Source organism: Roseibium sp. SCP15 (assembly GCF_040329435.1).
Lineage (GTDB): Bacteria > Pseudomonadota > Alphaproteobacteria > Rhizobiales > Stappiaceae > Roseibium.
On sequence record NZ_JBDZYI010000002.1, the window covers coordinates 812,372 to 837,942 of the forward strand.

General features: G+C 57.2%; 22 protein-coding genes and 1 tRNA gene. 6 read left to right on the forward strand and 17 right to left on the reverse strand.

What is annotated here, in order from left to right; translation table 11 throughout:
- Window positions 1-7: 7 nt before the first annotated feature.
- The 6 genes from ABLO27_RS11120 to ABLO27_RS11145 all read right to left on the reverse strand — a co-directional run bounded on the left by ABLO27_RS11120 (window position 8) and on the right by ABLO27_RS11145 (window position 5,082).
- The gene (locus tag ABLO27_RS11120; RefSeq protein ID WP_353032891.1) at window positions 8-466 is read right to left on the reverse strand and encodes a c-type cytochrome; all 459 of its coding nucleotides are present in this window, start codon (window positions 464-466) and stop codon (window positions 8-10) included.
- Between the two features lie 14 nt (window positions 467-480).
- Window positions 481-909, reverse strand: coding sequence for a cytochrome c (locus tag ABLO27_RS11125; protein ID WP_353032893.1), 429 nt, complete (start codon window positions 907-909; stop codon window positions 481-483).
- Window positions 906-1,331 carry a Cu(I)-responsive transcriptional regulator gene (gene cueR / locus ABLO27_RS11130; protein ID WP_353032895.1) on the reverse strand — a complete coding sequence of 142 codons (426 nt, stop codon included), beginning with the start codon at window positions 1,329-1,331 and terminating at the stop codon, window positions 906-908. The genes ABLO27_RS11125 and cueR overlap by 4 nt, the downstream gene beginning before the upstream one ends.
- Before the next feature lie 9 nt (window positions 1,332-1,340).
- A complete protein-coding gene (locus ABLO27_RS11135) occupies window positions 1,341-3,698 on the reverse strand; it encodes a heavy metal translocating P-type ATPase (protein ID WP_353032897.1) in 2,358 nt (785 codons plus the stop codon).
- Between the two features lie 216 nt (window positions 3,699-3,914).
- Window positions 3,915-4,529, reverse strand: a complete 615-nt coding sequence (locus ABLO27_RS11140; RefSeq protein ID WP_353032899.1) for a hypothetical protein — start codon at window positions 4,527-4,529, stop codon at window positions 3,915-3,917.
- Between the two features lie 466 nt (window positions 4,530-4,995).
- Window positions 4,996-5,082: transfer RNA gene (locus ABLO27_RS11145), tRNA-Leu, on the reverse strand.
- Between the two features lie 179 nt (window positions 5,083-5,261).
- On the opposite strand from ABLO27_RS11145, the gene ABLO27_RS11150 reads away from it, so the two are divergent.
- Window positions 5,262-6,236 carry a complex I NDUFA9 subunit family protein gene (locus ABLO27_RS11150; protein WP_353032901.1) on the forward strand — a complete coding sequence of 325 codons (975 nt, stop codon included), beginning with the start codon at window positions 5,262-5,264 and terminating at the stop codon, window positions 6,234-6,236.
- A gap of 174 nt (window positions 6,237-6,410) precedes the next feature.
- Window positions 6,411-7,673, forward strand: coding sequence for an MFS transporter (locus ABLO27_RS11155; RefSeq protein ID WP_353032903.1), 1,263 nt, complete (start codon window positions 6,411-6,413; stop codon window positions 7,671-7,673).
- Window positions 7,674-7,699: 26 nt separating this feature from the next.
- On the opposite strand, the gene ABLO27_RS11160 is transcribed toward ABLO27_RS11155, so the two are convergent.
- Entirely contained in the window at window positions 7,700-7,933 is a 234-nt protein-coding gene (locus ABLO27_RS11160; RefSeq protein ID WP_353032905.1) for a DUF1127 domain-containing protein, read from the reverse strand.
- Between the two features lie 147 nt (window positions 7,934-8,080).
- Here ABLO27_RS11160 and ABLO27_RS11165 point away from each other — a divergent pair, with 147 nt between their 5' ends.
- On the forward strand, window positions 8,081-9,112 hold the full coding sequence (locus ABLO27_RS11165) for a helix-turn-helix transcriptional regulator (protein WP_353032907.1): 1,032 nt from the start codon (window positions 8,081-8,083) through the stop codon (window positions 9,110-9,112).
- Window positions 9,113-9,119: 7 nt separating this feature from the next.
- Here the strand turns inward: ABLO27_RS11165 and ABLO27_RS11170 are convergent, their stop codons facing one another.
- A complete protein-coding gene (locus ABLO27_RS11170) occupies window positions 9,120-9,926 on the reverse strand; it encodes an undecaprenyl-diphosphate phosphatase (protein ID WP_353032909.1) in 807 nt (268 codons plus the stop codon).
- Between the two features lie 220 nt (window positions 9,927-10,146).
- Here ABLO27_RS11170 and ABLO27_RS11175 point away from each other — a divergent pair, with 220 nt between their 5' ends.
- The 3 genes from ABLO27_RS11175 (at window position 10,147) to ABLO27_RS11185 (ending at window position 14,343) form a co-directional block, all read left to right on the forward strand.
- Window positions 10,147-10,839 carry a glutathione S-transferase family protein gene (locus tag ABLO27_RS11175; protein WP_353032911.1) on the forward strand — a complete coding sequence of 231 codons (693 nt, stop codon included), beginning with the start codon at window positions 10,147-10,149 and terminating at the stop codon, window positions 10,837-10,839.
- A gap of 55 nt (window positions 10,840-10,894) precedes the next feature.
- Window positions 10,895-12,049, forward strand: coding sequence for a tRNA epoxyqueuosine(34) reductase QueG (gene queG, locus ABLO27_RS11180; protein WP_417714784.1), 1,155 nt, complete (start codon window positions 10,895-10,897; stop codon window positions 12,047-12,049).
- A gap of 140 nt (window positions 12,050-12,189) precedes the next feature.
- The gene (locus ABLO27_RS11185; protein ID WP_353033507.1) at window positions 12,190-14,343 is read left to right on the forward strand and encodes a hypothetical protein; all 2,154 of its coding nucleotides are present in this window, start codon (window positions 12,190-12,192) and stop codon (window positions 14,341-14,343) included.
- Between the two features lie 81 nt (window positions 14,344-14,424).
- Here ABLO27_RS11185 and fdhF read toward each other — a convergent pair whose 3' ends face one another.
- From fdhF to rsfS, 9 genes are all read right to left on the reverse strand, one after another.
- Window positions 14,425-17,193, reverse strand: coding sequence for a formate dehydrogenase subunit alpha (fdhF, locus tag ABLO27_RS11190; protein ID WP_353032915.1), 2,769 nt, complete (start codon window positions 17,191-17,193; stop codon window positions 14,425-14,427).
- Window positions 17,190-18,866 (reverse strand): NAD(P)H-dependent oxidoreductase subunit E, encoded by a 1,677-nt coding sequence (locus tag ABLO27_RS11195; protein WP_353032917.1) that lies wholly within the window; start codon window positions 18,864-18,866, stop codon window positions 17,190-17,192. The genes fdhF and ABLO27_RS11195 overlap by 4 nt, the downstream gene beginning before the upstream one ends.
- A gap of 225 nt (window positions 18,867-19,091) precedes the next feature.
- Complete coding sequence (locus ABLO27_RS11200) at window positions 19,092-19,622, reverse strand: RNA pyrophosphohydrolase (RefSeq protein ID WP_353032919.1); 531 nt, start codon at window positions 19,620-19,622, stop codon at window positions 19,092-19,094.
- A 27-nt stretch (window positions 19,623-19,649) separates the two neighbouring features.
- Window positions 19,650-20,795: a divergent polysaccharide deacetylase family protein gene (locus ABLO27_RS11205; protein WP_353032920.1), complete on the reverse strand. Its 1,146-nt coding sequence runs from the start codon at window positions 20,793-20,795 to the stop codon at window positions 19,650-19,652.
- A 107-nt stretch (window positions 20,796-20,902) separates the two neighbouring features.
- Window positions 20,903-22,231, reverse strand: coding sequence for a S41 family peptidase (locus tag ABLO27_RS11210; RefSeq protein WP_353032922.1), 1,329 nt, complete (start codon window positions 22,229-22,231; stop codon window positions 20,903-20,905).
- On the reverse strand, window positions 22,228-23,613 hold the full coding sequence (locus ABLO27_RS11215) for a murein hydrolase activator EnvC family protein (protein ID WP_353032924.1): 1,386 nt from the start codon (window positions 23,611-23,613) through the stop codon (window positions 22,228-22,230). The genes ABLO27_RS11210 and ABLO27_RS11215 overlap by 4 nt, the downstream gene beginning before the upstream one ends.
- A gap of 267 nt (window positions 23,614-23,880) precedes the next feature.
- Window positions 23,881-24,381: a GNAT family N-acetyltransferase gene (locus ABLO27_RS11220; protein ID WP_353032926.1), complete on the reverse strand. Its 501-nt coding sequence runs from the start codon at window positions 24,379-24,381 to the stop codon at window positions 23,881-23,883.
- Between the two features lie 92 nt (window positions 24,382-24,473).
- Entirely contained in the window at window positions 24,474-24,956 is a 483-nt protein-coding gene (rlmH, locus tag ABLO27_RS11225; protein WP_353032928.1) for a 23S rRNA (pseudouridine(1915)-N(3))-methyltransferase RlmH, read from the reverse strand.
- 85 nt (window positions 24,957-25,041) lie between these two features.
- Entirely contained in the window at window positions 25,042-25,425 is a 384-nt protein-coding gene (gene rsfS / locus ABLO27_RS11230) for a ribosome silencing factor (protein ID WP_353032930.1), read from the reverse strand.
- Window positions 25,426-25,571 lie beyond the last annotated feature (146 nt).

Below are 25,571 nucleotides of genomic sequence, written 5' to 3' on the forward strand. Positions count from 1 at the left end.
CAGACGGCTATTTCTTGATCCGGAACGCCTCGTGACATGACTTGCAGGTTGCCGCGACCTTGCCGAATGCTCCGGCAACGGCTTTCTTGTCCGCCCCCTGTCCTGCCAGCATTTTCAGATCGAGTGCCGACGACTGCAACCTGCCCGCCATTTCGGAAAATTTCGACCATTCGGACCAGATGGCCGGACTGGCTTCCGTCGGTGCCTGAAGACTTCCTTCGGGAAACAAACTCGTCAGCGCCGTACCGCCGTGATCGGCGATTGACCCACTGGCGGTTTCAATGGTCGCCAGGTCATAAGGCGCCTTGCCTTTCAGCATCTCGCCGATGGATTTCACGTTCTTGCCGATATCGGACATCGCGTCCATTCGTTCCTTGACGATCCCTGTCGCCCCGCCATGTGCCCATGCCGCACCCGCTGACAAGGCTGCGGCAATCAGAATTCCTCCGGCATGTCTGCGTTTCACGTCCTTACCTCTCCCTAATGAATTCCGTTTGCACGTTGTAACGTGCGTACATACTTGACGATCTTGCCGATATCCTGCCCACTCACGCCCGCGACAGGTGGCATGTCTCCAAAGGTCCAATGATGTGCCCTCACCCCCCGATTGGCGGCCAGAAGAAAGGCGCCGTCACCGTGATGAGAAGGTTTGTAAATTTTGTGAATCAAGGGCGGACCGAGACCCTGTCTGCCTTCGGCGTTGCCGCCGTGGCAGGCAGCACAGCTTTCCTGAAACAAGCCCTCGCCTTCTCGAGCCTCCCCAGTGAGATTCGGAACCTCGACGATTACGATAGGCCCCGCGTCTTCAGCAGGCAGACCAACCTGTGAATGCTGACCTTTCCAGAGCACGCCTCCGGCCACAAGCAGGACAACAGTTACAGCGAGAGCTGCCACCAGCCTGACATTCAATGCTGATCACTCCCCGATTTCAGGGTTTTGCCGGAGAATGCACCGGCGAGATCATCGATGATCGGACATTCTGGCCTGTCGTCGCCGTGGCAGGCTTCCATCAAGGTCGTCAGCACGCGCTTCAAGGAATTCAGTTCATCGATTTTCCGGTCGATTTCCTGAATTTTCGTCCTGGTGATGGCTTTGACATCGGCACTTGCCCTGTTCCGATCCTCATAAAGGGACAGCAGTTCGCGGCATTGCTCAATCGAAAACCCCAAGCTGCGCGCGCGCTGAAGGAACTTCAATCGCTCAACATCCGTTTCGGAAAAATCACGATAGCCATTTCCCGTCCGCCCGGGGTCAACCAGCCCGATTTCCTCATAATACCGGATCGTCTTGACGGGAAGCTGACTTAGTTCGGACGCTGTTCCGATGTTCATGGGTCACCCTCACAGTTTCAATGCCCGCAGACGCAGAGCGTTGCTGATCACGGATACGGACGACAGACTCATGGCCGCAGCCGCAAGCATGGGTGACAGCAGAATGCCGAACACCGGATAAAGAATGCCTGCGGCGATCGGCACGCCGACCGTGTTGTAGATGAAGGCAAAGAACAGGTTTTGCCTTATGTTGCGCACGGTCTCTCGGGCAAGCGTGCGTGCACGCAGGATGCCTTCAAGATCGCCTTTCAAAAGCGTCATGGCCGCACTTTCCACTGCAACGTCTGCTCCGGTTCCCATGGCAAGGCCGACATCAGCCGCGGCCAAGGCCGGGGCATCGTTGACGCCATCCCCGGCCATGGCGACCGTATGTCCGGCGGATTTCAGATCTTCGATCAGTTTCTGCTTGCCTTCCGGCAGCACGCCTGCCCGGACTTCATCAATTCCCAGGGACTTGGCAACGGCCTCTGCAGTTCGAGGTGCATCGCCGGTTGCCATGACGATACGAATACCGTCCGCATGAAGAGCGTTGATTGCTGCCTTGGCATTGGCCTTGACCGGGTCTGCAACCGCAATCAGGCCCAACAGTCGCGCCTCCTCCCCGGACACCGAGACCAGATGCATGACTGTCTTGCCGAGCTCGGCCAGTTCTTCAGCCCGGTCTTCGAGTGCGGAAATATCGGCGCCGACACCCTTTGCAAAGGCCGCGTTTCCAAGAAAAACCTGATCGCCGCCAATAGATGCCCTGACGCCCTTGCCGGTTACCGCTTCAAAGGCCTCGGCTTCTGGCAGATCCAGCCCCTTGTCTTGAGCTGCTGCGAGAATCGCTTCTGCCAAGGGGTGCTCAGAGCCCTTTTCGAGCGCGGCTGCCAGCCTAAGAACCTCCTCCTCGGTAATGCCTGATGAGGGAAGAATGTCACTCAATGCCGGCCGGCCTTCAGTAAGTGTTCCGGTCTTGTCGACTACAATCGTGTCCACTGACGCCAGACGTTCAAGGCCTTCCGCGGTCTTGACCAGAACCCCTGCCTGCGCACCCCGTCCCGTAGCCGTCATGATGGACATCGGCGTTGCGAGCCCAAGTGCACAAGGACAAGCGATGATCAGAACCGAGACGGCTGCAATAACTGCATGAACCAGGGACGGCGTCGGGCCGAAGACCAACCAGACGACGAAAGCGAGAATTGCCACGGCAACAACAGTCGGCACGAAATACCCGGCAACACGGTCGGCCAGGCCCTGAATGGGCGCGCGGGAACGCTGCGCAGATGCAACCATATCCACGATTTTGGAGAGCATTGTGTCTTCGCCAACCAGCTGCGCTTCCATGACGAATGTACCGGTCTTGTTCAGCGTACCGCCGGTCACCGAATCACCTGCCGCCTTTTCCACCGGCACAGGCTCTCCCGTCACCAGGCTTTCATCAATCGACGATCCGCCTTCCAGAACCACGCCATCGACGGGCACAGCTTCCCCCGGTCGGACCCTCAGTTTGTCTCCTGCAAGAATGTTTTCCAGAGGCGCATCATATTCCTCACCTTCCGGGGTGATCCGCCGGGCAGTCTTGGGGGCAAGATCCAACAGCGCCCGGATTGCATCTCCAGTCCGCTCCCGCGCATTCAGCTCAAGCACCTGCCCGACGAATACCAGCGCCACTATGACAACCGACGCCTCGAAGTAAACCGGCATGTGGCCGGTTGCTCCCTTGAGCGTGTCGGGAAACAGAAACGGCATGAAAGCGGCAATCATCGAATAGAGATAGGCCGCTCCGACCCCGATCATGATCAGGGTCCACATATTGAAATGGCGCGTGACAAGTGAAGTCCAGCCGCGCTGGAAGAAGGGAAGCGCCGCCCACAGAACCACAGGCGTCGCCAGGAAGGCTTCAAGATAAATCGCGACGCCTTCGCCGATCCACTCACGGATCGGCACCCCCACCATCGGTCCCATCGTCAGGATCAGAAGCGGGATTGCGGCAATTGCACTCACCCAAAGCCGGCGTGTGAAATCGATCAGCTCGTGATTGGGTTCATCGGAAACGCCACTCATGGGCTCCAGCGCCATGCCGCAGATCGGGCAGGTTCCAGGCCCTTCCTGGACAATCTCAGGGTCCATCGGGCAGGTAAAAAGTGCGCCACCCGTGGACCTTTCCGCTTCCAGCGCCTTCTTTTTCTCATTGTTGCCAGACAGATAGAAATAGGGATCCGCCCCGAACTTGTCATGGCACTTCGGATTGCAGAAATGATAGTCCTCGCCCTTGTATCTCAAGGTCGGCTTGCCCTTGCCCAGCGTCACCGACATCCCGCAAACGGGATCGGTCACTTTTTCAGGTTCCGGGGACGGTGCGGACTGAATGGCTGTTTCCTGCATTTTCTCTGACGCTCTGCTCTGGAGACAATATGGGAACGAAATCCCAAAATAGCGATATTGAGCATCAGTTAGGGCCTCCAGTAACTGGAAGGTCAAGCCGGAGAAATGCTTAGGTAGTAAATTTTCGTTTCACCTCCACAAAGTCAGCGCTACTCCAAACGCAAAAAAGCGGCCCAGAAGGGCCGCTTTAAACGTTGCATTGCCGTTTGCTCGGTCTTAAGCAGCAAGCCTTTTTCTACGCCATCCCATGAACCCGAGCAGACCAAGTCCACCGGCCATCAGTGGAAGTGCAGCAGGGATCGGAACAACAGATGTGGCAGTAACTGTTGCTTGGACAGTTGCTGTGTTGCCTAGTGTCAGAGCAAGCCCCTCCGCAAAATCTACGGAGAAAATTGATCCATTAGCTGTTGTGAAAAAATCTGGTAGTGTTGAATCGTCCCAGAAAAGTGTTCCCCCGGAAATCAGTCCAAAGAAAGTAGAAGCTACTCCCCCTCCACTTCCTTGAGCTGGGCCCGTTCCGACAGGTTCATCAAAAGCCAGCGTAGCTTCAATGTTGTAGCTTTCATTGAATGCAAAGAACCTATCGATGGTCAACGTGAAAAAATCGAAGGTTCTACTTTCACCCTGGGCCAACGAGAACATCTCGTTACCCAACCCAGGGACCAAACTTGCGGACAAACCGGGCAACCCAGATGTCGATACCGAAGATCCCGGTCCGTCAATGTCAAAGTTAATGACCGGTGATGCCGAGGCTACCCCGCCCATTGTCATAACTGCGATTACAAGCGACGCAAGAAGCGACGCAAGTTTTGAAGGCACTAAAAATTTCATGTAAAGCCCCTTAATTCATTTGTAGCTAAAGACCTAAACAATCTGAACGCTGCGGCACGCAACATTGCCTGCAATGCAAACGTTAACAAAGGTTAATAAGATCGCTAGAAACTGTCAATGTCGCAACGTAAGGTTTTACTCAAGGGTGCGATCGAACGAATTTCCAAAACAGAATATGTCGGCACCCTTGTTCTTGGCGATTTCAGCAATCCTGAACGCCCACAAAAGAAATGAGAAAGAGTTGCAGATCCTGAATTCGAATGCTTGGAAGCGGCAGAAAAAGCTGCTTCGCGAGTACCAACCAGTCTGTCGCGGAGATTTGCTGAAACTCGCGGGTCAAATCGGAAAATTGTGCAGGTGGAACTTCTTTGATTGCGGCACCGAAGTCAGCAGTGTCCCAAAACGCAAAAAACCGGCCAGAAAGGCCGGTTTCTTTGTGTCTCAGAGCCTGAAACTCTGAGGGAATTGGTGCCCAGGAGAGGACTCGAACCTCCACGCCCATAAGGGCACTAGCACCTGAAGCTAGCGCGTCTACCAGTTCCGCCACCTGGGCTGTGAGGGGGGCTTGTAAGGGCCGGACCGGACCTTGTCAATCACTGAAACGGACTTTTTTTATTCATTCACAGCAAGCACTTCACACGCAGGGCACAAAGGTCTAAGAAACGGGGTAATTGACCTGGCGGATTTGCTTGGCCGGGTATCTATTTCGGACGCGACAAAAGGCATTTCACGATGTCCACTTCTCTTAACGGTAAACTCGTCACCGTATTCGGTGGATCCGGTTTTCTTGGCCGTCACATCGTTCAGGCGCTCGCGAAACGCGGTTATCGCGTCCGCGCGGCAGTTCGCCGGCCAGACCTGGCGACACATCTTCAGCCGCTTGGTGCTCCGGGCCAGATCATGCCGGTACAGGCAAACCTGCGCTATCGATGGTCCATTGACCGGGCGGTCATCGGTTCGGACGCTGTGGTGAACGCCGTCGGCATCCTTGCCCCGACCGGCAAGCAGTCTTTTGATGCGGTACAGGCCTTCGGACCCCGCGCTATTGCCGAGGCAGCGCGTTCGGCCGGTCTGTCCGGCATCACGCATCTTTCAGCAATCGGCGCCAATGCCGAAAGCACTTCCGCTTATGCGAGAACCAAAGCAGCTGGTGAGGCCGGGATTCTCGAAACCCTTCCTGACAGCATCATTCTGCGTCCGTCCATCGTTTTTGGCCCTGAGGACAATTTCTTCAACCAGTTTGCCGGCATGGCGCGAATCTCACCGTCCCTGCCGCTCATTGGCGGTGGTGAAACCAAGTTCCAGCCGGTTTATGTCTGCGATGTTGCCGAGGCAGTCGCGCGTGCCGTTGACGGTGAGCTGAGTGCCGGTGCAACGTACGAACTTGGCGGACCGGAAATCAAGAGCTTCCGTGAATGCCTGGAGGACATGCTCGAAGTCACCAGACGCTCGCGGTTCCTGATGCCCATTCCATTCCGCGTTGCCTCCATCATGGGCAGAATCATGCAGAACTTCCCGGGCGCTCCCCTGACTGCGGATCAGGTTGAATTGCTGAAATCCGACAACGTCGTTTCGGACGCGGCAAAATCAGAAGGCCGAACGCTGGAGGGCATCGGCATCGCTCCGGCAACGCTAGCGACCATCCTGCCGACCTATCTGGAGCGGTTTCGTCTGCACGGTCAGTATGACGCACACCGGCCTGTCTAAAAACGGTGACAGCTTGAACGCACCGAACGGGCCGCATCGGCCCGTTTTTTGTACCCCTTCCCGCCTTTTGAGTGACTTCTGCAAAGCCTGACCGCTAACCGCTTGTGAAATTTACAGCTTTTCGTTGCCGGTCGCCTCTGCTTCGCCTACCCTCCTTACGCAAGGGAGGGGCCGATGCCATTTCTTGCAAAAGTCACGATGCTTTTTGTTGTTTTCGTTGACCTGTTGGGTCAGGGACTGGTTTTTCCGATCATCAACAGCCTGATCATGGAACCCAGTACGTCGATGTTGCCCAAGGACACGACGGATGCCGTGCGCCATTTCAACTATGGTCTGATCATCGGCGTGTTTTTCCTATGCTGGTTCTTCGGGGCCCCCTACATTTCCAAACTATCGGATGTGATCGGCCGGAAAAACGCGATCCTCATCTGCCTTTTTGGCGCCCTGGGCGGGTATGCATTGACGATTGCCGCGCTCTACATGAACAGCTTTCTCCTGCTCATCTTCGGTCGCGCCATAACCGGACTGACGGCAGGCAATCAGCCCATCGCGCAGGCGGCGATGGTCGACGGCAGCGTTGATGACGAAGACCGCAACCGGAATATGGGGTACATCATCACCGGGGTCAGCTTCGGTCTGGTCGGCGGTCCGATCATCGGCGGGTTCCTTTCCGATCCAATCCTTCTGGGCAGTGTGGCAAGTATCAAGCTGCCCTTTTACGCAAGCTTCGTGCTCGTGACATTTGCGATTTTCATGGTTCTCACCTTCTTCAAGGACCAGCACGACAAGGTCGCCGAACGTCAGCCATTCGTCTTCCGTCCCGCGGAAATTTTCGAGTCCCTCTGGCTGATCAAGAACTATCCGATCGTGGTCCGGATAACGGTGGTGTTCTTCTTCTTCCACATCGCCAACCTGTCCTTCTACATTTTTGTCGACAATTACCTGACAAGCCGGTTCGGATACGGGACACTTGGCGGCAGCATGGTGATGCTGACAATTGGTGCCGCACTGGCTTTTTCCAGCACATTCCTGGTCGTTCCGGCGCAAAAGCGCTTCAGCAAGGAAGCAATTCTGGGCATCACTTTCGTCGTCTGGGCCATCTCCGGCGCAGCCTTTGTGGCCGCACCGGTCGCGATCCTGACATTCATTCCGGTGTTCTGCTTCTATTTCGTTTTCGGAATTGCCTACCCGACGTTCCTCGGCCTCTATTCTGCGGCAGTGAATGATGAGGAACAGGGTTGGATCATGGGGGTCACGATTGCCGTCTTCACCCTGATTGCCGGGATCATTTCGCTCATAGGCGGTGAGTTGATCGGCCTGAACCTGGATATTCCGTTCTATGTTGTGATCGTGGCAGCGCTGATTGCGCTCCTCGTGATGTTCCTTGCGTGGAACAAGCCGGAAATAAAGGCACTAACGCGCAGATCCGGCGACTGACCCCAGTAGGGTCAGCCGCCTAGATTTCAGGACCTCCTGGATCTCTCAAACTCATAGTGATCGAGCTTCCGATAGCCAGATTCGGTGCGCTCCAGTCCAATGTCCCGCAACTCATTGCTCGTCAGGCCAGATAATGCGCGATGGGTTGCCCGGCGATGCATGTAGTCGCGTACAAATCGGGCAATAGCAGCAAGGGCTGACCATAAAATGCTGCGGCTGCGCGCACGGCTGCGAAATACGGTATCAATCTCAAGGCTCATCTCTCTTCTCCTGGAAACATTTGTCCTCACTCTCCTGGGGACGAAGAGACAATGACAGGGCAATCCTGACAGCTGTGAGTCAGGTTTGATCTCGTTATGTTCTCGCGGTATGATTTTTTTCGAAACAACGCCTCAAGAGCCATTTTCATGAACCCGATTGAACGCGCACTCGGCATTTTGTTGCTGCTGACAGGAGGAAAACTTGTTCCGGCAACCGTGCTTGCCGAACGGTTTCAGGTTTCACTGCGTACGATCTATCGCGATATCGACCGGTTGATTGCACTCGGTGTTCCCGTCGACGCCGAACGTGGCGCAGAAGGCGGTTACAGGCTGGCAAAGGGATATCTGCAGCCACCGGTCGCCCTGACGCGTGATGAGACGGCAGCTCTCCTGGCAGCTATGGCTCTCGTCCGAAGCAGCCGGACAGTCCCGCTGGCCGGCGATCTCACCTCGGCGGAGAAAAAGCTGCTCGCAACATTACCCAAGAACCTGCATGGGCTCTTGAAGGAAGCCGACAGGATCGTCGGCATCGAGCCAATTCCACCAGACATTTTTCATTCCGGAACAAAGGCGGAGCCCACACAGGACTGGCAAACCGCTCTCGATGGGTTCATGTCCGGAATTCTGGACGGAAAGCGGGTTCGGTTCGATCACGTCAATCCGTCGCGCAAAACCGTGAAATCGCATGATGTGGAACCGCATGGCGTCATGTTTGACCGGGACCTTTGGTATCTCGCGGGCCGCTGTGTTGATACGGACCTGGTCAAGGTTTACCGGGCAGACAGAGTTCGTAACCTGGAAATCAGCGGACTGTTTTTCCGGCCTGCCAAGGATTTTTCGATCCAGAATCTTCTGGGCGGAGCCTGGCTTTCCCAGGCCATGCGCCGCTGGGAACAGGAAGAGCAGATCGCCGAGATCCTGATTACCTCCCGGCAGGCCAAGAAGCTGAGCGCCGACTGGTATTATCGCCATGCGATCTTCACGCCGGCAAAGGACGGCAGGATTCTGATCAGCATCCCAAGCACGGAACGGGCCCGTATCCTGCCTCTTGTGCGTTGGCTGGGCCCGGGTGCGGAGCTGCTGACGCCCGACACCCTGCGAAAGGAGCTGGCCGAGGAACTGGCAGGGCTCTCAAACCTTTATGGCAGCCGAGCTGCATCGCTCGACAAGTCAGCCTGAAAGACGCTTAACCCAGGAAATAGAGTCCGGCGAAGCCTGCCAGGCCGACGAAGATGCGCCACCAGGCAAATGGTGCAAAACCGTGCCGCGAGACAAAATCCAGAAGCCCTCGGACGACAAAGACACCCGCGATGAAGGAAGCAACGAAGCCGACCGTGATGATCACTGCATCATCCATCGAAAGGACGTTGCGATTCTTATAAAGATCGTATGTGAATGCCCCGGCCATGGTCGGCATGGCGAGAAAGAACGAAAACTCAGCGGCAGATCGCTTGTCCGTCCCCATCAAGAGGGATCCGGCGATGGTCGCTCCTGATCTTGAAACGCCTGGAACCATGGCAAGACACTGGCAAAAGCCGATCTTGAGGCACAATGACAAGGGATAATCCATCACGTTCGTGTAACGCGGCTTGAGCGGCATGCGGTCGATCCACAGAAGGATGATGCCGCCGACCAGCAATGTCGTGCAAATCAACGACGGTGTTTCAAACAACACCTCCTTGATGAAGCTGTGCAGCATGACACCTATGACCGCGGCGGGTAGAAACGCAATCAGAATTCCAAGGACGAAGCGCCGGCTTGACGGGTCGCTCGGGAGCGTGATCGCCAGCTGCCAGAGCCTGCCGAAATACACAGAAAGAATCGCCAGAATCGCGCCCAGCTGAATCAGGACCTCAAATGTCTTTCCGGTGCTTTCAAATCCCAGAAAATGTCCCAACAAAAGGATATGCCCGGTGGAGGAAACGGGGATGAACTCCGTCAACCCTTCAACAATTCCCAAAATGAGAGCGTTTACAATCGTTTGACCGTCCATTGCGTATGTTGTCTCCAACAGGCTTGATGATTTTTCTTCCGGCCGGACTGGGTACCGGCGCGGGAAAAGACAGGAGCGGCCGCCTATTTGAAGGATCGGTCCCGTCTCGTCAAACCCTTGATAACCATATGTGGGGCAAACTATCCGTTAACGCGATTTATTAATCCCGGCCTGGGTCGATGACCTAAGTCTTGCCACAGTTCAGGCTCTAAACCGTTTCATGCTCACGCTATATCACCACCCTTTTTCGCCGTCGTCCCGGTTTGTCAGGCTCATCTTGAGCGAATACGGCGCTGCATTTGAAGAACACCACGTCAATCCGTGGGAACGGCCACAAGAGCTGTTGATGCTGAATGCTGCCGGAACCGTGCCGGTGATGGTGGAAAATGAAGGCCCTGCGATCTGCGGCCCGGGCCCGGTCATGGAGTATCTGGACGAAACCAGAGGCTATGCCGTAGCCGATCGCCGCCTTATGCCGGACCATCCCGAAGCACGCGCAGAAACCCGGCGTCTGGTCGAGTGGAGCCTGAACAAATTCGATCAGGAAGTGGTTGGGCATCTCGTACGCGAACGACTCTACAAACAGATCATGCCCAAGTCGGCTGGAGGCGGCGAACCGGACTCCGCTGCCTTGCGGGTCGCCAGGGCGAACATTCATCATCACCTCAAGTATTTCGGCTACCTGGTCGCCTCGCGCCGCTGGCTTGCCGGTGAGCGGCTTTCGTTTGCCGACTTCGCACTGGCTGCCACGCTTTCCTGCGCCGACTATCTGGGAGAAGTCCCCTGGGCTGAGCAGGAAGACATCAAAAGCTGGTATGCCCGGGTCAAATCTCGGCCAAGCATGCGTCCTCTCCTGGGAGAGAAGGTCCTGGGTATGCCACCGGCTCCCAGCTACGCAGATCTGGATTTCTAGTTTTCAGCCTCATAAACTGGACGCATGAGCGGTCAACAGACCGCTGCAACACGCGCTGCACACGACCTTGGACAAAAAGACACAAAAGTTGCTGACAGCCTTTCGGGAAAAGGCAGAGAAGCTCGGATTCAGCGGCGTGAACATTGCTCCGGCCGACGGTATTCCCCAGGCAGCAGACCGATTGAAAGTCTTCCTGGGCAAGGGTTATCACGGCTCCATGGGCTGGATGGCAGAAACAGCGGACCGGCGCAGTTCACCAGCAGGTCTTTGGCCCGAGGTTAAATCCGTCATCATGCTGGCGATGAACTACGGACCGGACGCAGCTCCTGAAAATCATCCGCTCGCGCATCTGAAGGACAAGAGCACAGGCGGCATTTCCGTTTACGCGCGGCACCGGGATTATCACGACGTCATGAAAGGACGCCTCAAGGAGCTGGCAAGTTTCCTGATATCTCGTGCAGGAGGGGACGTGAAGGTCTTTGTCGACACCGCCCCTGTGATGGAAAAACCCCTTGGTCAGGCAGCGGGTCTTGGATGGCAGGGCAAGCACACGAATCTTGTTTCCCGCGAGCTCGGCTCCTGGTTTTTCCTGGGTTCGATCTTCACCACGCTTGAATTGCCGCCTACCGGGGTCGAAAGGGACCATTGCGGCTCCTGCCGTGCGTGTCTGGACAGTTGTCCGACGGAGGCTTTCCCCGCACCGTATCAGCTCGACGCAAGACGATGCATATCCTATCTGACCATTGAGCATCCCGGACCGATCCCTGCCGAATTCAGGCAGGCCATCGGAAACCGGATTTACGGTTGCGACGACTGTCTTGCCGCCTGTCCGTGGAACAAGTTTGCCGAAGCTGCCAGCGAAGCAAAACTGGTCGCGCGCGAGGATCTCAAGAATCCGAAGCTCAATGACCTCCTGGACCTTGATGATCCCTCCTTTCGAAAGCTCTTTTCCGGATCACCGGTAAAACGTGTCGGCCGAAGCCGGTTCTTGCGCAATGTTCTGATCGCAGCCGGAAACTCGGGTCAACCCGAACTGCTGGGAAAGATCGCTCCACTTCTTCGAGACCCGGATTCAACCGTCAGGAGCAGTGCTGTTTGGGCCTTCTGTCAGCTTGCGTCAGCAGAAGAGGTCAAAAGCCGCAAAACCGAAGCACTGCCTCTTGAAACGGACGAAGACGTGCGAAAGGAATGGCTGGCACATCCCTCGTGATTTTTGCCATGTGATTCGACCTTGTCATGAGAATGGTCCATAGTCATGGAATGGCCATAGATGTGCCACTATATCCGGTCTGACCCGTTCTTAAGTGGTCATTTCCGATCATCCGATTTGGAGCCAAGACATTGATTTCTATGCCCTCATCCTCCTCTCCATCCAAACCTGCCAAGGCCCGTGCACGCCTTCTTTCGCTGAGCACCGCGCTGGTCCTGATTACAGGATCCGCCTTCGCCGAGGACTCCGGTCTGGCAGCGTTCAACGCCTATGTCGAAGGCTTGAAGAAACTTGGTCTGGAGGTCGAAAACGGCGCCATCAACTATGACGAGGGCAGCGACACGCTGACCGTAACGGACAGCAAGCTGAAATTCGCCGGAACCATTACCGAGCCTGGTTCTCAAACCACGGATTCGACCGGCACGGACGGTGCGACACCGGATGAACCGGACAGTCTCGACTATTCCATTTCAATGGCTTCCGGGACCGTGACCATCACCGGGCTGTCACATGACAAGAACACGTTTTCTGCCGGCAGCTGGACCTACTCCGATGACACGCAACTCATCGTTACCGGTGAAGCGAAAGGCGAAGGCCGCCTGAAGATTGATGGTCGCCTTTCCGGAATTTCCGCCACGAACTACAGCTTCGTCATGCCGGAAATTCCTGCAGAAGATCCCGACAACCAGGTCAGCCGCTGGCTGCCGTTCCTGAAAGCCACATTCCTGACCTCTTACGACGAAGTCAGGGTGGACAATACCGGACTGACCATCGAAGCCCATGCTTCGGAAGATGGCAAAGATATGCTGGTCCTTTCCGGCACCATGCAGATGGATGGCTACCGGATGGTCGATGCAGTGGACGGACAGATCGGCGAATATTCCATCGACCGTCTTTCCCAGGACCTGCGTACAATCGACCCTGCCTCCGGCGACATGCTTGCCCAGACCACCAGCCAGGGCAAGACGGTCTACCGGGACATGAATGCGGCGGCGTTTATAGATCTGATCGACCCTGCAGTGCCCGAGTCGGGTGAAGAACTGACCTTGATCGGGTCCGCATCCGCTGTTGACTACAAAAGCACACAGGAAGTTACCCCTGGCATTGCCATTCAGGCCGACATTGAAAAAGCGACGGTCGACAGTGTCACGATCGTTAAGAGGGATAACAACCTTCTGAAGATGTTCGACGGCATCTTGAGCGGCAAAGGTCCGGTCGCACCTGAAGAGGTGATCACCAATGTTTTCCAGCTGTATCGTTCTTTTGCCGTCGCCGATGCACGCGTCAGCGGAATTACCGTCACCGTCCCACCGATCGCTTCGCCGAAGGAGACAGTCATCTCCATCAAGGAACTGGCGATGACCGACTTCAGTTCGGACGGAATTGGCGAGATGATGCTGGTTGGCCTCGACGCTCCGGACCTGCCGGAGGGCGCTTCGGTCAAGCTTGACTGGGCTGCCATTGGTGACATTGAGTTTGCCGAATACGCACCCATGCGCTCCATGATCGACTCGCTGATTGCAGATCCTTCCTACGGCGAAGACAATCCGTTGGATGTCGCCCGCGCGTTCATGCCGCGTTCCTTCGGATACGAGGTCCAGGGCCTGGACGTGAATGTGCCGAATGAAGGACGCGTTCAGATCGGCCAGACCGAAATGAAAGTGTCAACGACCGTTCCGCCGATCCCGACAAGTTTCTACACACGAAGCAGCGGCATCAGGATACCGGTTGAGGCAATCGATGACGCCGAGGCCATTGCCATGCTCCAGGCTCTTGGTCTGGATGAGGTTGTCTGGTCAGACGAAACACGGCTTTACTGGGATGAGGCAACGCTTGAGTTGCGCCTGGAACGCTTGATGCTTGAAGTCGAAGGTCTTGGCATGGCTGAAGCTTCGGCCCGCTTTGCAAATGTTCCGAAGGAACTCTTCGAAGACCCGGAAGGACAGGGACAGATGGCCGCCATTGTTGCCCAGTTCGTCGACGCTTCCTTTGTCTTCCGGGACGGTGGGTTGACTTCCAAGGGCCTGAAACACATTGCCGATACACAGGGTGTGCCGGAGGATGTCTTCCGTGAAGTTCTGATCGGCCAGGCGGCAGAGGCGACAGCTCCGATCCAGAACGAAGCCTTCACCAACATGGTGCAGGACGCGGTATCGAAGTTCCTGAATGACCCGAAAGAACTCAAGATCACGCTTGCCCCCGCAAACCCTGTACCTCTAGCCCAGATCCTGGGTAGCATGGCAGCACCGCAGACCCTGCCGGATCTTCTGAATGTGAAAGTCGAAGCAAACTGAGTTCAGACGAGCAATTTCATCAACAAAAAGGGCGGCCTGAGGCCGCCCTTTTTTCTTGTTCCTGGAAAGTTGACCGGCCGGTTACTCGGCAGCCTGTTGCTGCAGAGCCGGTCCAATCCGGGCAGCACAGAACTTGAACTCCGGGATCTTGCCGAACGGATCAAGCTGCGGGTTCGTCAGGAAGTTCGCCGGCGCTTCAAAGAAGCAGAACGGAATGAACAGCATTCCGGGTGACACATCCCGGTCGGCGCGCAAGGTCAGGGTAATGGCACCCCGCCGCGTTTCGACGGTGACCTGCTGACCGCCTTCCAGCCCTGCGATCTTGATATCGCGCGGGTTCATTGAGACGACCGGTTCCGGCTCGATCGCATCCAGAACCGCCGCCCGGCGGGTCATGGCGCCCGTATGCCAGTGTTCCAGCATCCGGCCGGTGGTCAAAACCAGCGGGAAGTCTTCGTCCGGCACTTCGTTGGGCGGCACCAGATTGGTCGGGACAATTTTGCCGCGACCGTCGGCCGTCGGGAACGAATGACCAAACAGGATCTCGTTGCCCGGCTTGTCAGGTGCGTCTGCCGGATAGGTAACCGTGCCGTCGCGTTCCAGCCTGTCCCAGGAAATATTGTTGAGCGAGGCCATATGCGAACGCATTTCCTCGTAGATCGCCGGAACACCGTCATAGGACCAGTTCAGGCCCAGGCGGTTGGCCATTTCGATCATCAGCTCCCAGTCCGCGCGCGCTTCTCCCGGCATTGGCACACAAGGCCGTCCGATCTGCACCTGACGGTTGGTGTTTGTGTAGGTGCCAAGTTTTTCCGCGTGAGCCGAAGCCGGCAAGATCACGTCCGCGTGCCAGGCGGTTTCGGTGAGGAAAATGTCCTGTACCACCAAATGCTTCAAGCTCGCCAACGCCTTGCGGGCGTGGTTCTGATCCGGATCGGACATGGCCGGGTTTTCCCCCTGGACATACATGGCTTCGATGCCACCTGCCAGAATGTCGTCCATGATCTCAACGACCGTCAGGCCGCGTACAGGATCAAGCGTCCGTCCCCAGGCATCCTCCGTCCTTGCGCGGATATCCGGGTTTTCAACGGACCGGTAATCCGGGAAGAACATCGGAATAAGGCCGGCGTCGGATGCACCCTGCACGTTGTTCTGGCCGCGCAGCGGATGCAGGCCTGTGCCTTCACGGCCGATCTGACCGGTCGTGAGTGCCATCGCGATCAGGCAGCGGACATTGTCCGTGCCGTGAACGTGCTGCGACACGCCCATGCCCCAGAAAATGATGGATTTCTGGCTGGTGGCGTAAAGCCGGGCGACTTCGCGCAGTGTCTGGGCTTCGATACCACAGACCGGCTCCATGGCTTCAGGCGTGAATTCCCTGATCGATTCCTTGAGCGCTTCAAAGCCATCGACATGCGCGGCGATGTACTGCTGGTCGTAGAGCTCTTCCGTGATGATGACGTTGAGGATCGCATTCAGCATGGCGACGTCGGTACCCGGCTTGAACACCAGGCCGTAATCCGCATAGCGCATGAGGCGCTGGCCGCGCGGATCCATCACGATCAGTTTGGCGCCATTCTTGACCGCCTGCTTGATGTAAGTTGCGGCGACCGGATGGTTTTGTTCCGGTCGCGCACCGATCACGATCATGCAGTCGGCATCTTCCGCCGCGTTGAACGGTGCCGTCACTGCACCGGAGCCTATGCCTTCGATCAGCGCCGCTACGGATGATGCGTGGCAAAGCCGGGTGCAGTGGTCAACGTTGTTGGTCTGGAAGCCCTGACGGATCAGTTTCTGGAACAGATAGGCCTCTTCGTTCGAGCCCTTTGCCGATCCAAAACCGGCGATACCGGCGCCGCCCTTGGCGTCGGCAACCGCTTTCAGGCCGCCGGCTGCCCTGTCGAGGGCCTCTTCCCATGTCGCTTCACGGAAGTAGTCGAGGTAATTCGACAGATCCATGGAAATGTCACCACGTTTGGGTGCATCGTCCCGGCGGATGAGTGGTTTGGTCAGACGTTCCGGGCTGGACACGTAGTCGTAGCCGAACCGGCCTTTCACGCAGAGCCTGTTCTCATTGGCCGGGCCATCACGGCCGTCAACCTTGACGATCTTGCCGTCTTTGACCGAAACGGTGGTAAGACAGCCAACACCGCAGAATGCACACACACTGTCGACGGTTTCCTCGGCGAAGATTTCGCGTTTCTTGGAAGCCGCGTCCAGAAGGCTCTTTTCCATGAGGGCGCCGGTGGGACAGGCCGAAACACACTCGCCGCACGCCACGCAGGTGGACAGACCCATCGGGTCGGCCAGATCGAAGACCGGTGCAGTGTGAGACCCACGGTCCGCCATACCGATCACGTCGTTGACCTGAACTTCGCGGCAGGCGCGCTCGCACAGGTTACAGGCGATACAAGCGTCGAGATTGACCGCGATGGCCGGATGCGAAATGTCCTGCGCAGGTTTGCCGCAAGGTGCAAAACGGCTTTCGCTCACTCCCACAGCGTCAGACCATTTCCAGAAATCGCTCTCCGGGTCCGGATGCGCGTCGCGGCTCGGTTGATCGGCTGCCAGCAATTCAAAGACCATCTCGCGCGCCTTGCTGGCGCGTTCCGTTGCCGTCTTGACGACCATGCCTTCTGCCGGTGTGCGGATACACGAAGCCGCCAGCGTACGCTCGCCCTCGATATCCACCATGCAGGCGCGGCAATTGCCGTCCGAGCGGTACCCGGGAGAATCCTTGTGGCACAGGTGAGGAATGGCGACGCCTTCACGCTTGGCGACCTGCCAGATGGTTTCATCTTCCTGGGCAGTGACGTCTTTGCCGTCGAGAGAGAATGTCACCTGGCTCATTTCTCGAACTCCTGCGGGAAAAATTTCAGGACAGAGGTCACCGGATTGCTTGCTGCCTGACCCAGGCCGCAGATGGAAGCAGAGCGCATGACCGCGTCAAGATCGCCAATCTTCGTTTCGTCCCAGTCACGCTCGGACAAGAGCTGTTCCATCTTGTCGGTGCCGGAGCGGCAAGGCGTGCACTGGCCGCAGCTCTCATGCTTGAAGAACTGCATCAGGTTGAGCGCGACGTCGCGCATGTCGTCCTGTTCGGAAAAGACCACGATGGCGTGGCTGCCGATAAAGCAGCCGTGCTTGTCGAGCGTGCCGAAATCAAGCGGCTCATCCGCCAGAGAGGCCGGCAGGATGCCCCCGGATGCTCCGCCCGGCAGGTAGCCCTTGAAGGTATGCCCTTCTTCCATGCCACCGCAGAACTCTTCCAGGAGCTCGTTCATGGTGATGCCTGCGGGCGCGAGCTTCACGCCCGGTTCCTTCACCCGGCCGGACACGGAAAATGACCTGAAGCCCTTGTGATCGCGGCGCCCCTGAGAGGCAAACCATTCCGGCCCCTTCTCAACGATGTCCCGGATCCAGAACAGGGTCTCGACATTGTGGTTCAGCGTCGGGCGGCCGAAAAGTCCGACCTGCGCAATGAAAGGCGGGCGGTGACGCGGCAGGCCGCGTTTGCCCTCGATCGACTCGATCATGGCGCTTTCTTCACCGCAGATATAGGCTCCGGCACCACGGCGCAGTTCAATATCGATGCTGGTGATGATGCCCGCAGTCCGCAGTGCTTCAATCTCGGTCTTCAGAATTTCCAGAACCGCCGGATACTCATCGCGCATATAGAGGTAGATGCGGTCGGCAGAAATCGCGTGCGCGGCAATCAACGCACCTTCCAACAGCCTGTGAGGATCACGCTCCAGGTGATAGCGATCCTTGAACGTTCCCGGCTCACCTTCGTCGCCATTGATCGTCAGGTATTTCGGGCCCGGCAGATCATTGACGATCTTCCATTTGGTGCCGGTTGGAAAGCCCGCACCGCCGAGGCCTCGCAAGCCTGCTTCCAGCGCCTTGTCGGCGATGGCCGCTGCATCCAGCTCGCCTGCGCGCACGCGCTCCAGAAGCTTGTAGCCACCATCGGCACGATAGGCGTCCAGCTTGGTGTAGTCGGGCACAACAGGGTCCGACTTGCCCTCGAACAGAGCCGAGCGAACAGAAACTTCGCTGGCATTGTCGATCGCGCGCTTGCCGACCTGAACAGCCGGAGCTCCGGCGCAACGACCAATGCAGGGCACTTTCTGGACACGGACCTTGGCAGGGTCAACACCGCTTTCAAGCGCGGCAGCCAAGGCATCAGCACCCTTGATCGAGCAGGCAACGCTGTCGCAGACGCGCACCGTCAGCGGAGCCGGTTTTGCGTCGCCTTCGCGCACGATATCAAAATGATGATAGAAACTGGCGACCTCATAGACCTCGGCCTGCGAGATCCGCATCTCCTCGGACAAGGCCCGCAAGTGCCGCGCCTCGAGGCAACCAAACGCGTCCTGAATCTTGTGCAGATGCTCGATGAGCAGATCGCGGCGGCGCGGTTCGTCGCTCAGAAGAGCCTGAACTTCGCCGAGAGCCGCGTCTTCCAATTGACGCCCTTTTGGCTGGGACGGCTTCCGTGAAAGCCCCTTGCCGAAAGACATTGGCGTTCCTCCCCAATGGTCCGAAGCACACTCCAATTATAGGGCACTTCGGAGGTCGTTTCCCGCATTTCCGTTTCGCGGTCCCGCGTCAGGGACCAACGGCAATGCTCGATTTGGTCGGGATGTTATCTTCGGAATCCAGACCAGTCTGTTTGAAAAACGACAAAGGAACTTCAAATGCTGACGCATTGGCGATGACGGCATCTCCCATCGCCAGGGCACCAATCAGGATGTCAGGTGAGAAAACGCAGCGACAACACGTTCGTAAACCGGTCGTTTGAAGGGGACGATCAGCTCGGGCAATCTGGCAGCATCCTCCCAGCGCCAGGCGCTAAATTCCGCAGTATGGCCGTCCGGCGGAGTGAGAATGTTGACTTCCGCGTCGTCGCCGTCAAACCGATACGCGACCCAGCGCTGCGCCTGGCCGCGATATTTCCCCTTTCGGGATTTGCGCACCACTTCTGCCGGATAGTCGTAGGCGAACCACTCCGGGGCTTCCTCCAGCAATGTCACTGAACGAATGGACGTTTCTTCATAGAGTTCCCGGCGCGCGGCCCGTTCCGGGTTCTCGCCCTTATCAATCCCGCCTTGCGGCATCTGCCAGGAGTACTCGTAATTGGAAGAACTGCCGCCATCATCGCGGCTGCCGATCCAGACCTGACCGGTCCTGTTGATCAACATGATGCCGACGCAAGGGCGATATGGCAGCCCTTCAACCGGTTCCGGAAATCCCGGTCCAAGTTCAAGCTTGGTCACTGATACACCTGTTCAAATAAAGAAAATCTACCGGTCGATGGTTGCGCTGATCGGCACAAGCTGCAATCCGCGCTGTTCCAGATCCTGTACCCACTTTTCCAGCTGGCGAATAGTCACGGGAAGCGCTGATCCGGAGGCGACCGCCACTCCCCTGGCCCTCGCAACGCCTTCAAGCTGCAACAGCTTGGCGTCGATATCATCGGCCCTCGGGACTTCGTCCAGCACAACATCGACGCCGCTGAATGGAATGCGTGTCTGGGTCGACATATCCGCAGCGATGCTTCGTGACGACGTTCCGTTGTCCACGAACATCAGTCCCCGGGACTTCAGCTTTTCCAGAAGATACTCCATGGAAGGCCTGGTTGACGTGAACCGGGCACCCATCTCTGCAATAGTGCCGACGTAATTTGTTGCCCGGGTCAACAGGAAGGCCAGCCGATCCAGCATTTCATCGGGCCGCAGGCTCACCAAAAGCGTATGGGGCCCCGGGTCGTTGTCCGGAAAATCAAACGGCTCCAACGGCAGCTGCAACAGCAGTTCATGACCTTTCATCCTGGCCTGCTGCATCCATTGATCCAGATCTTCGCCATAGGGCGCCAGAGCAAAGGTCACATCCGCCGGAAGACGGTTTATGGCGTGTTGTGTGCCTGCCTCGCTCAAACCGAGACCGTTGACGATGACCGCAATTTTCGGAATGGAGGTGAACTCACGCACGATCGGCCGGGAATAGGCATCCAGCGGGCGAACACCTGCGTCACTGATTTTCGGCAGAAAGCCGACATCGGAGCGCTCGCTGACACGCGTATCCGGATTGACCGAAAGACTGGTAACGACGGCGTCGGGACCAAGGCCATCCGGCCTCATGATCATCTCATAGCGCGGTCCCATCAGGTCGCCATCCGATCCTGGACGCAGGTTGGGACCAAGATCGTCTCCGATGCCGGGCCGGATTTCAACGACCTCGATATCCTGGGAGGTCACGCCCTCTACGATCGCATCGAGGGGCAGCACCGCAACCGGCTCACCGCCAAACGGATCGTCGACCACCGCGATCCAGACAAGGATCGTGGTGACTGCCACGCTGAGTATTCCTGCACCGATAAGACCGAACGGCAGCCTGACCAGCCGCCGCTTGCCCATCCCTAGGGGAGCTGTGAGATCTTCGCTCGACATACGTCCTGAGCCTTATGACCGGCATCCTGCCGGCGTAATCATTGTTTTTGGAGTACGCAGAACGAGAATGGAAGCTGCGCGCCGGAGGCCGGCGCGCAGGAGAGTGTTTAGTTTTTGACCGCAGCGCTGTCGGAGACAGGCGGGAACGCGCTGTTGACTTGAACACCGCGCAAGAGGTCCAGGGCCAGATTCAGCTGCGTGTCGTCTTCGGGATCTGAAGGAACATAGGCCTGACTACCGCCTTGCTCCTCGCCATCTGCTTCCAGGTGACCGCGCAATCCGGCTTCACCCTTGGTTTCCACGCGACCGACGAGATCTTCCGGAAGCTCCTGAAGAGTTTCGATATCCGGAACGATGCCCTTGGCCTGGATGGAGTTACCTGACGGAGTGTAGTAGCGGGCAGTGGTCAATCGGATCGCACCGTTGGCCCCCAAAGGAATGATCGTCTGAACCGATCCTTTACCGAAAGACCGGGTGCCGAGAATGGTTGCACGACGATGGTCCTGCAATGCCCCTGCGACAATTTCCGAAGCAGATGCGGAACCGCCATTTACCAGAACGATAACAGGCTTGCCGTTGGTCAGATCACCTGCCCGTGCGTTGTACCGTTGGGTTTCTTCCGCTTCACGGCCACGGGTGGACACGATCTCACCGCGATCCAGGAACGCGTCGGAAACCGCGATTGCCTGATCGAGCAATCCGCCCGGGTTGTTGCGCAGATCGATGACGTAGCCCTTCAGCTTGTCTTCACCGATATTGGCAGTCATTTCCTCGATACCGTTTTTCAGGCCGTCAAATGTCTGCTCATTGAACTGCGTGACGCGGACATATCCAACATCATCCTCTTCCCGCCAGCGCACGGAACGAATGCGGATAATGTCGCGGGTGATGGTGATGTCGAACGGCTCGGCGCGGCCCTTGCGTCGCACGGTCACCACGATGTCGGTATTGACCGGCCCGCGCATTTTTTCGACGGCTTCGTTCAAGGTGAGTCCCTGCACCTGTTCGCCATCGATGTAAGTGATCAGGTCACCTGCAAGAACACCGGCTTTTGCAGCAGGCGTATCGTCAATCGGCGACACGACTTTCACAAGGCCCTCTTCCATGGTGACTTCAATACCCAGACCACCGAATTCACCGCGTGTCTGAACCTGCATGTCGCGGAAGCTCTTCGGCGACATGTAGCTGGAGTGCGGATCCAGCGAGGTCAGCATGCCGTTGATAGCACTTTCGATCAGCTGAGCATCGTCTGGAACTTCCACATAGTCTGAACGCACGCGCTCAAACACGTCACCAAACAGATTGAGCTGCCGGTAAGTGTCCGTTGCTGCTGCGTTCGCTGCCGCTGAAACGTTGAGCGGCATTTGGGACAGTGTTGTAACTGCTGCAGCACCCATGAGGGCTCCCACCAGCAGCAAGGAAGTTTTCCGTATCATCCGCGAGCCTTTTCTTCTTCTGTGCGCGCCCACCAGGGTGTGGGATCGATCGCACGGCCGTCCTTCCGAAATTCTACATATAGGATCGGCTGGGTCGAGCCCAAGCCGAACGTTGATGCGCTAGCCCACTGGGTAGCGCCCATGACACCAACTGGTTCACCAGTAAGAACAAACTGCCCCAACTCTGCGTCTATCCGGTCCAGCCCTGCCAAGAGTACATGGTAGCCGTCGCCGGTGTTCAGGATCAAGAGCTGTCCGAAAGATCGGAACGGTCCTGAATAAACCACCCAGCCATCCGCAGGCGACGTTACATTAGAACCGGGCCTTGTGGCGATAGATTGTCCTTCCGTCAGGCCACCAAAATCATCTTCCTGGCCAAAATCCTTCAGCATTGTTCCAACAACCGGTTGAGGTAACTGGCCCTTTGCCTCCTGAAAAGCGATGGCAGGCGCCAATCTTCCAGGATCAGAGAACGGATCAAACTTGCGCGAGGCTTTCCTTTTTGCCTCCAGCGCCGCCTCTTTCGATTTTCTGGCGGCCTCACGAGCGCTTTCGATTTCCGTTTCCAGACTTGCGATCAGCTCCTGCAGGGTTCCCGCCTGCGCTGCCAGTTCCGCCGCCCTTTTCTTCTCGTCCTCTAGAACCCTCACCGATTTTTGATGTTCCTGCCTTTTGGCACTGAGAAGAAGTTCCAATCTGGACTTTTCCTCAGCCAATCGCATGGCATCTCCACGCAGCCGGTTTTTTTCTTCAGCTATCACCGCCCGCAGCCGGTTCAGCTCTTCCAGATCCGCCGCCAGGGCCTCGGTTTCAACCTTCAATTCCGGCATGACCGCGTTCAGCAGGATCGCACTGCGAACAGCCGACAACGCATCGCTTGGACGAACCGCGAGCGCCGGTGGCGGACGTTTACCGATCCGCTGAAGCGCCGCCAGGACTTCGGCGAGAATGTCCCTGCGCGAAATCAGCGACAGCCTGACTGCATCCTCGTTCTCACCAAGGCTTTTCAGCCGGCGTTCCGTGTCGGTCAGCTCCGTTTCAAGTCCCTTGATCGTGTCAGACGTGCCGATGATCTTGGCGTTCAGCGTTTCCCGGTCACGGTCAAGCGCGCGGATCTCGCGCGCAATTGCCGCCTGCCGGTCGGTTGATACGCCAATATCCTGCGAGAGCGCTGCCAGCTCTGCCTCGCGCTCCTGCTTGCGTTTCAGGAACGCCTTGATCTCCGGCGAAACTTCAATCTTTTGCTGCGGGGTCTCATCAAGGCTCTCGGAGGCTCTGGCCATGCCCAGGACCGTGCCCATGGCAAGCCAGCCCAGGAGCGATCCGGATATTAACCGTTGCCCGAGTCGTGGACGCACTGCCTTGATGCGATCCGGTGTCAAACTGCCTAAGCTCCCACAAGGTTTCGTCTAACTGCGATACACAAACTGCGTTAACGAACCGTTTACCAAAATGACCGGTTGCTTAACACTGCTCCCACTCGTGTTCCGCCGAACCTCTTTCTTTTGTCCATTCCGTTACGTGCCGAATACGGCGACATACGGGCAAAACTGTGTTTTCCCGCCATTTTGCCAAGCGGGTGCGCTTTTCCGGTCACATGGCACTGCCGCCAGGGCGCACAGATCCGAAAGTCCTGTGATACCCGTATGTCACTGGAAACTGTGTCTGAATACCAGATCTTCAGGATCATTCCGAGGGGCTTCGGCATCCAATTCAGCCCCCAGGCGCTCCGCCAGCTTGCGCGAGCGCAAATTGTCGCGGTCAATGTAGCTGACAAGCGTCTTCAGGCCTCCATCCCTGAAACCCCAATCGCGCAAGGCTTTGGCAGCTTCAAAGGCGACCCCCTTGCCTTCAGCATGCGGGTAAACGAACCAGCCGATTTCATGCTCCGGGAAAAGCGGTCCGTGGTTGATGCCAACCTGGCCTAGACACTCCCCGGATATCCTGTCTTCGATCATCAGGGCCCCGTGCCCCATAAGCGCCCACAGGGCAACATCGTGGCAAAACATGCCCCAGGCAGCGTTTCGTGTCATCGGACCGCCCATGTATCGGGCACGGTCGGACTGCATCAGCTCTGCGTAGGCCGGCCAATCCTCCATTTTCATGGGCCGCAGAACAAATCTTTCGGTTTCAATCGTGGGTGCGTTCAAGGTTCGCCCTCTGAAATTCAATGAAATGAAGAAAAACGAATGACCACGAGCCAGCGACCTGTCCCGCCCTACCGGAGTTTGCCGTCAAAGGTTCAAACGCGGTGATAGGGGTGTCCGGACTGGATGGTCATTGCGCGATAAATCTGTTCAGCCAGCAGGATCCGGGCAATCTGATGCGGCCAGGTCATGGCACCCAGAGCGAGCTTCAGATCCGCCCGGCCGATCACATCCTGTCCATGTCCATCGGCCCCGCCGATGGCAAATACGACCTCCGGAACACCTTCGTTCTTCCAGCTTTCCAGCTTCTGGCTGAAGGCAGGACTCGTCAGGTTCCTGCCGTTCTCGTCAAGCGCGACAAGTCGGGCACCGGCCGAAACATTTTGAAGGATTGCCTTTGCCTCTTCCGCTTTCCGGTCATCTGCGCGCTGTGCCCGGCTTTCGGGCATTTCCGCGAGGGTAAGCCCGGTGATCCCAAGGCCACGACCGGTCTTTCGCGCCCGATCGATGTATCGGTCGAACAGGTCTTTGTCCGCACCGGCTTTCATCTTGCCGATGCAGGATAGATTGAAGCGCATAAAGTCTCCGCCGGATCCCGATCCGGTCCGTGTCTCGATCTCTCAGCTAATAGAGGTCCTCTTTCAAAAGGACCTCAAAGCCGGTTCAGCCGATAAATTGCGGCGCGTCGTCCGTATCCGGCGCCCACATCTTCTCAAGATTGTAGAAGCTGCGAACTTCCGGACGGAAAATGTGAATGATCACATCGCCCGCATCGATCAGCACCCAATCGCAAGTGCTCTGGCCCTCGACCGTTGGCGCACCGGCGCCGGCCGATTTCAAATCTCTCTGCAGGTGGTCAGCTATCGCGCCCACATGACGATGGGAACGACCGGACACGATCACCATGTGATCTGCCAGCGAGCTTTTGCCTGCAATGTCGAGAGTTACCAGGTCCTCAGCTTTGGAATCGTCAAGACTGGTGAGAACCGTATCGAGGAGGTCTGCCGCAAGATCTGCGCTTACGGAAGCCTTCATAGGAGAGGACATGTTTGTCCGCCCACTTTCAAAGGTCATGGTCAGGTGTATTGCCTTTCGCCTTCTGTGCCGTCCTGTGCCCAACGTCGTCACGAACTGATATGTCCGACTTCGCACGTCACCCGTTTTGGATGCAGGACCGGTTGACCCTACCTCGG

Coding starts and splice junctions, on each gene's coding strand:
- ABLO27_RS11175 (WP_353032911.1), top strand. CDS start 10,147: ATGCTCACGCTATATCACCACCCTTTTTCGCCGTCGTCCCGGTTTGTC.
- ABLO27_RS11170 (WP_353032909.1), bottom strand. CDS start 9,926: ATGGACGGTCAAACGATTGTAAACGCTCTCATTTTGGGAATTGTTGAA.
- ABLO27_RS11160 (WP_353032905.1), bottom strand. CDS start 7,933: ATGAGCCTTGAGATTGATACCGTATTTCGCAGCCGTGCGCGCAGCCGC.
- ABLO27_RS11210 (WP_353032922.1), bottom strand. CDS start 22,231: ATGATACGGAAAACTTCCTTGCTGCTGGTGGGAGCCCTCATGGGTGCT.
- ABLO27_RS11165 (WP_353032907.1), top strand. CDS start 8,081: ATGAACCCGATTGAACGCGCACTCGGCATTTTGTTGCTGCTGACAGGA.
- ABLO27_RS11195 (WP_353032917.1), bottom strand. CDS start 18,866: ATGTCTTTCGGCAAGGGGCTTTCACGGAAGCCGTCCCAGCCAAAAGGG.
- ABLO27_RS11150 (WP_353032901.1), top strand. CDS start 5,262: ATGTCCACTTCTCTTAACGGTAAACTCGTCACCGTATTCGGTGGATCC.
- ABLO27_RS11155 (WP_353032903.1), top strand. CDS start 6,411: ATGCCATTTCTTGCAAAAGTCACGATGCTTTTTGTTGTTTTCGTTGAC.
- ABLO27_RS11135 (WP_353032897.1), bottom strand. CDS start 3,698: ATGCAGGAAACAGCCATTCAGTCCGCACCGTCCCCGGAACCTGAAAAA.
- ABLO27_RS11140 (WP_353032899.1), bottom strand. CDS start 4,529: ATGAAATTTTTAGTGCCTTCAAAACTTGCGTCGCTTCTTGCGTCGCTT.
- ABLO27_RS11205 (WP_353032920.1), bottom strand. CDS start 20,795: ATGTCGAGCGAAGATCTCACAGCTCCCCTAGGGATGGGCAAGCGGCGG.
- ABLO27_RS11185 (WP_353033507.1), top strand. CDS start 12,190: ATGCCCTCATCCTCCTCTCCATCCAAACCTGCCAAGGCCCGTGCACGC.
- rsfS (WP_353032930.1), bottom strand. CDS start 25,425: ATGTCCTCTCCTATGAAGGCTTCCGTAAGCGCAGATCTTGCGGCAGAC.
- fdhF (WP_353032915.1), bottom strand. CDS start 17,193: ATGAGCCAGGTGACATTCTCTCTCGACGGCAAAGACGTCACTGCCCAG.
- cueR (WP_353032895.1), bottom strand. CDS start 1,331: ATGAACATCGGAACAGCGTCCGAACTAAGTCAGCTTCCCGTCAAGACG.
- rlmH (WP_353032928.1), bottom strand. CDS start 24,956: ATGCGCTTCAATCTATCCTGCATCGGCAAGATGAAAGCCGGTGCGGAC.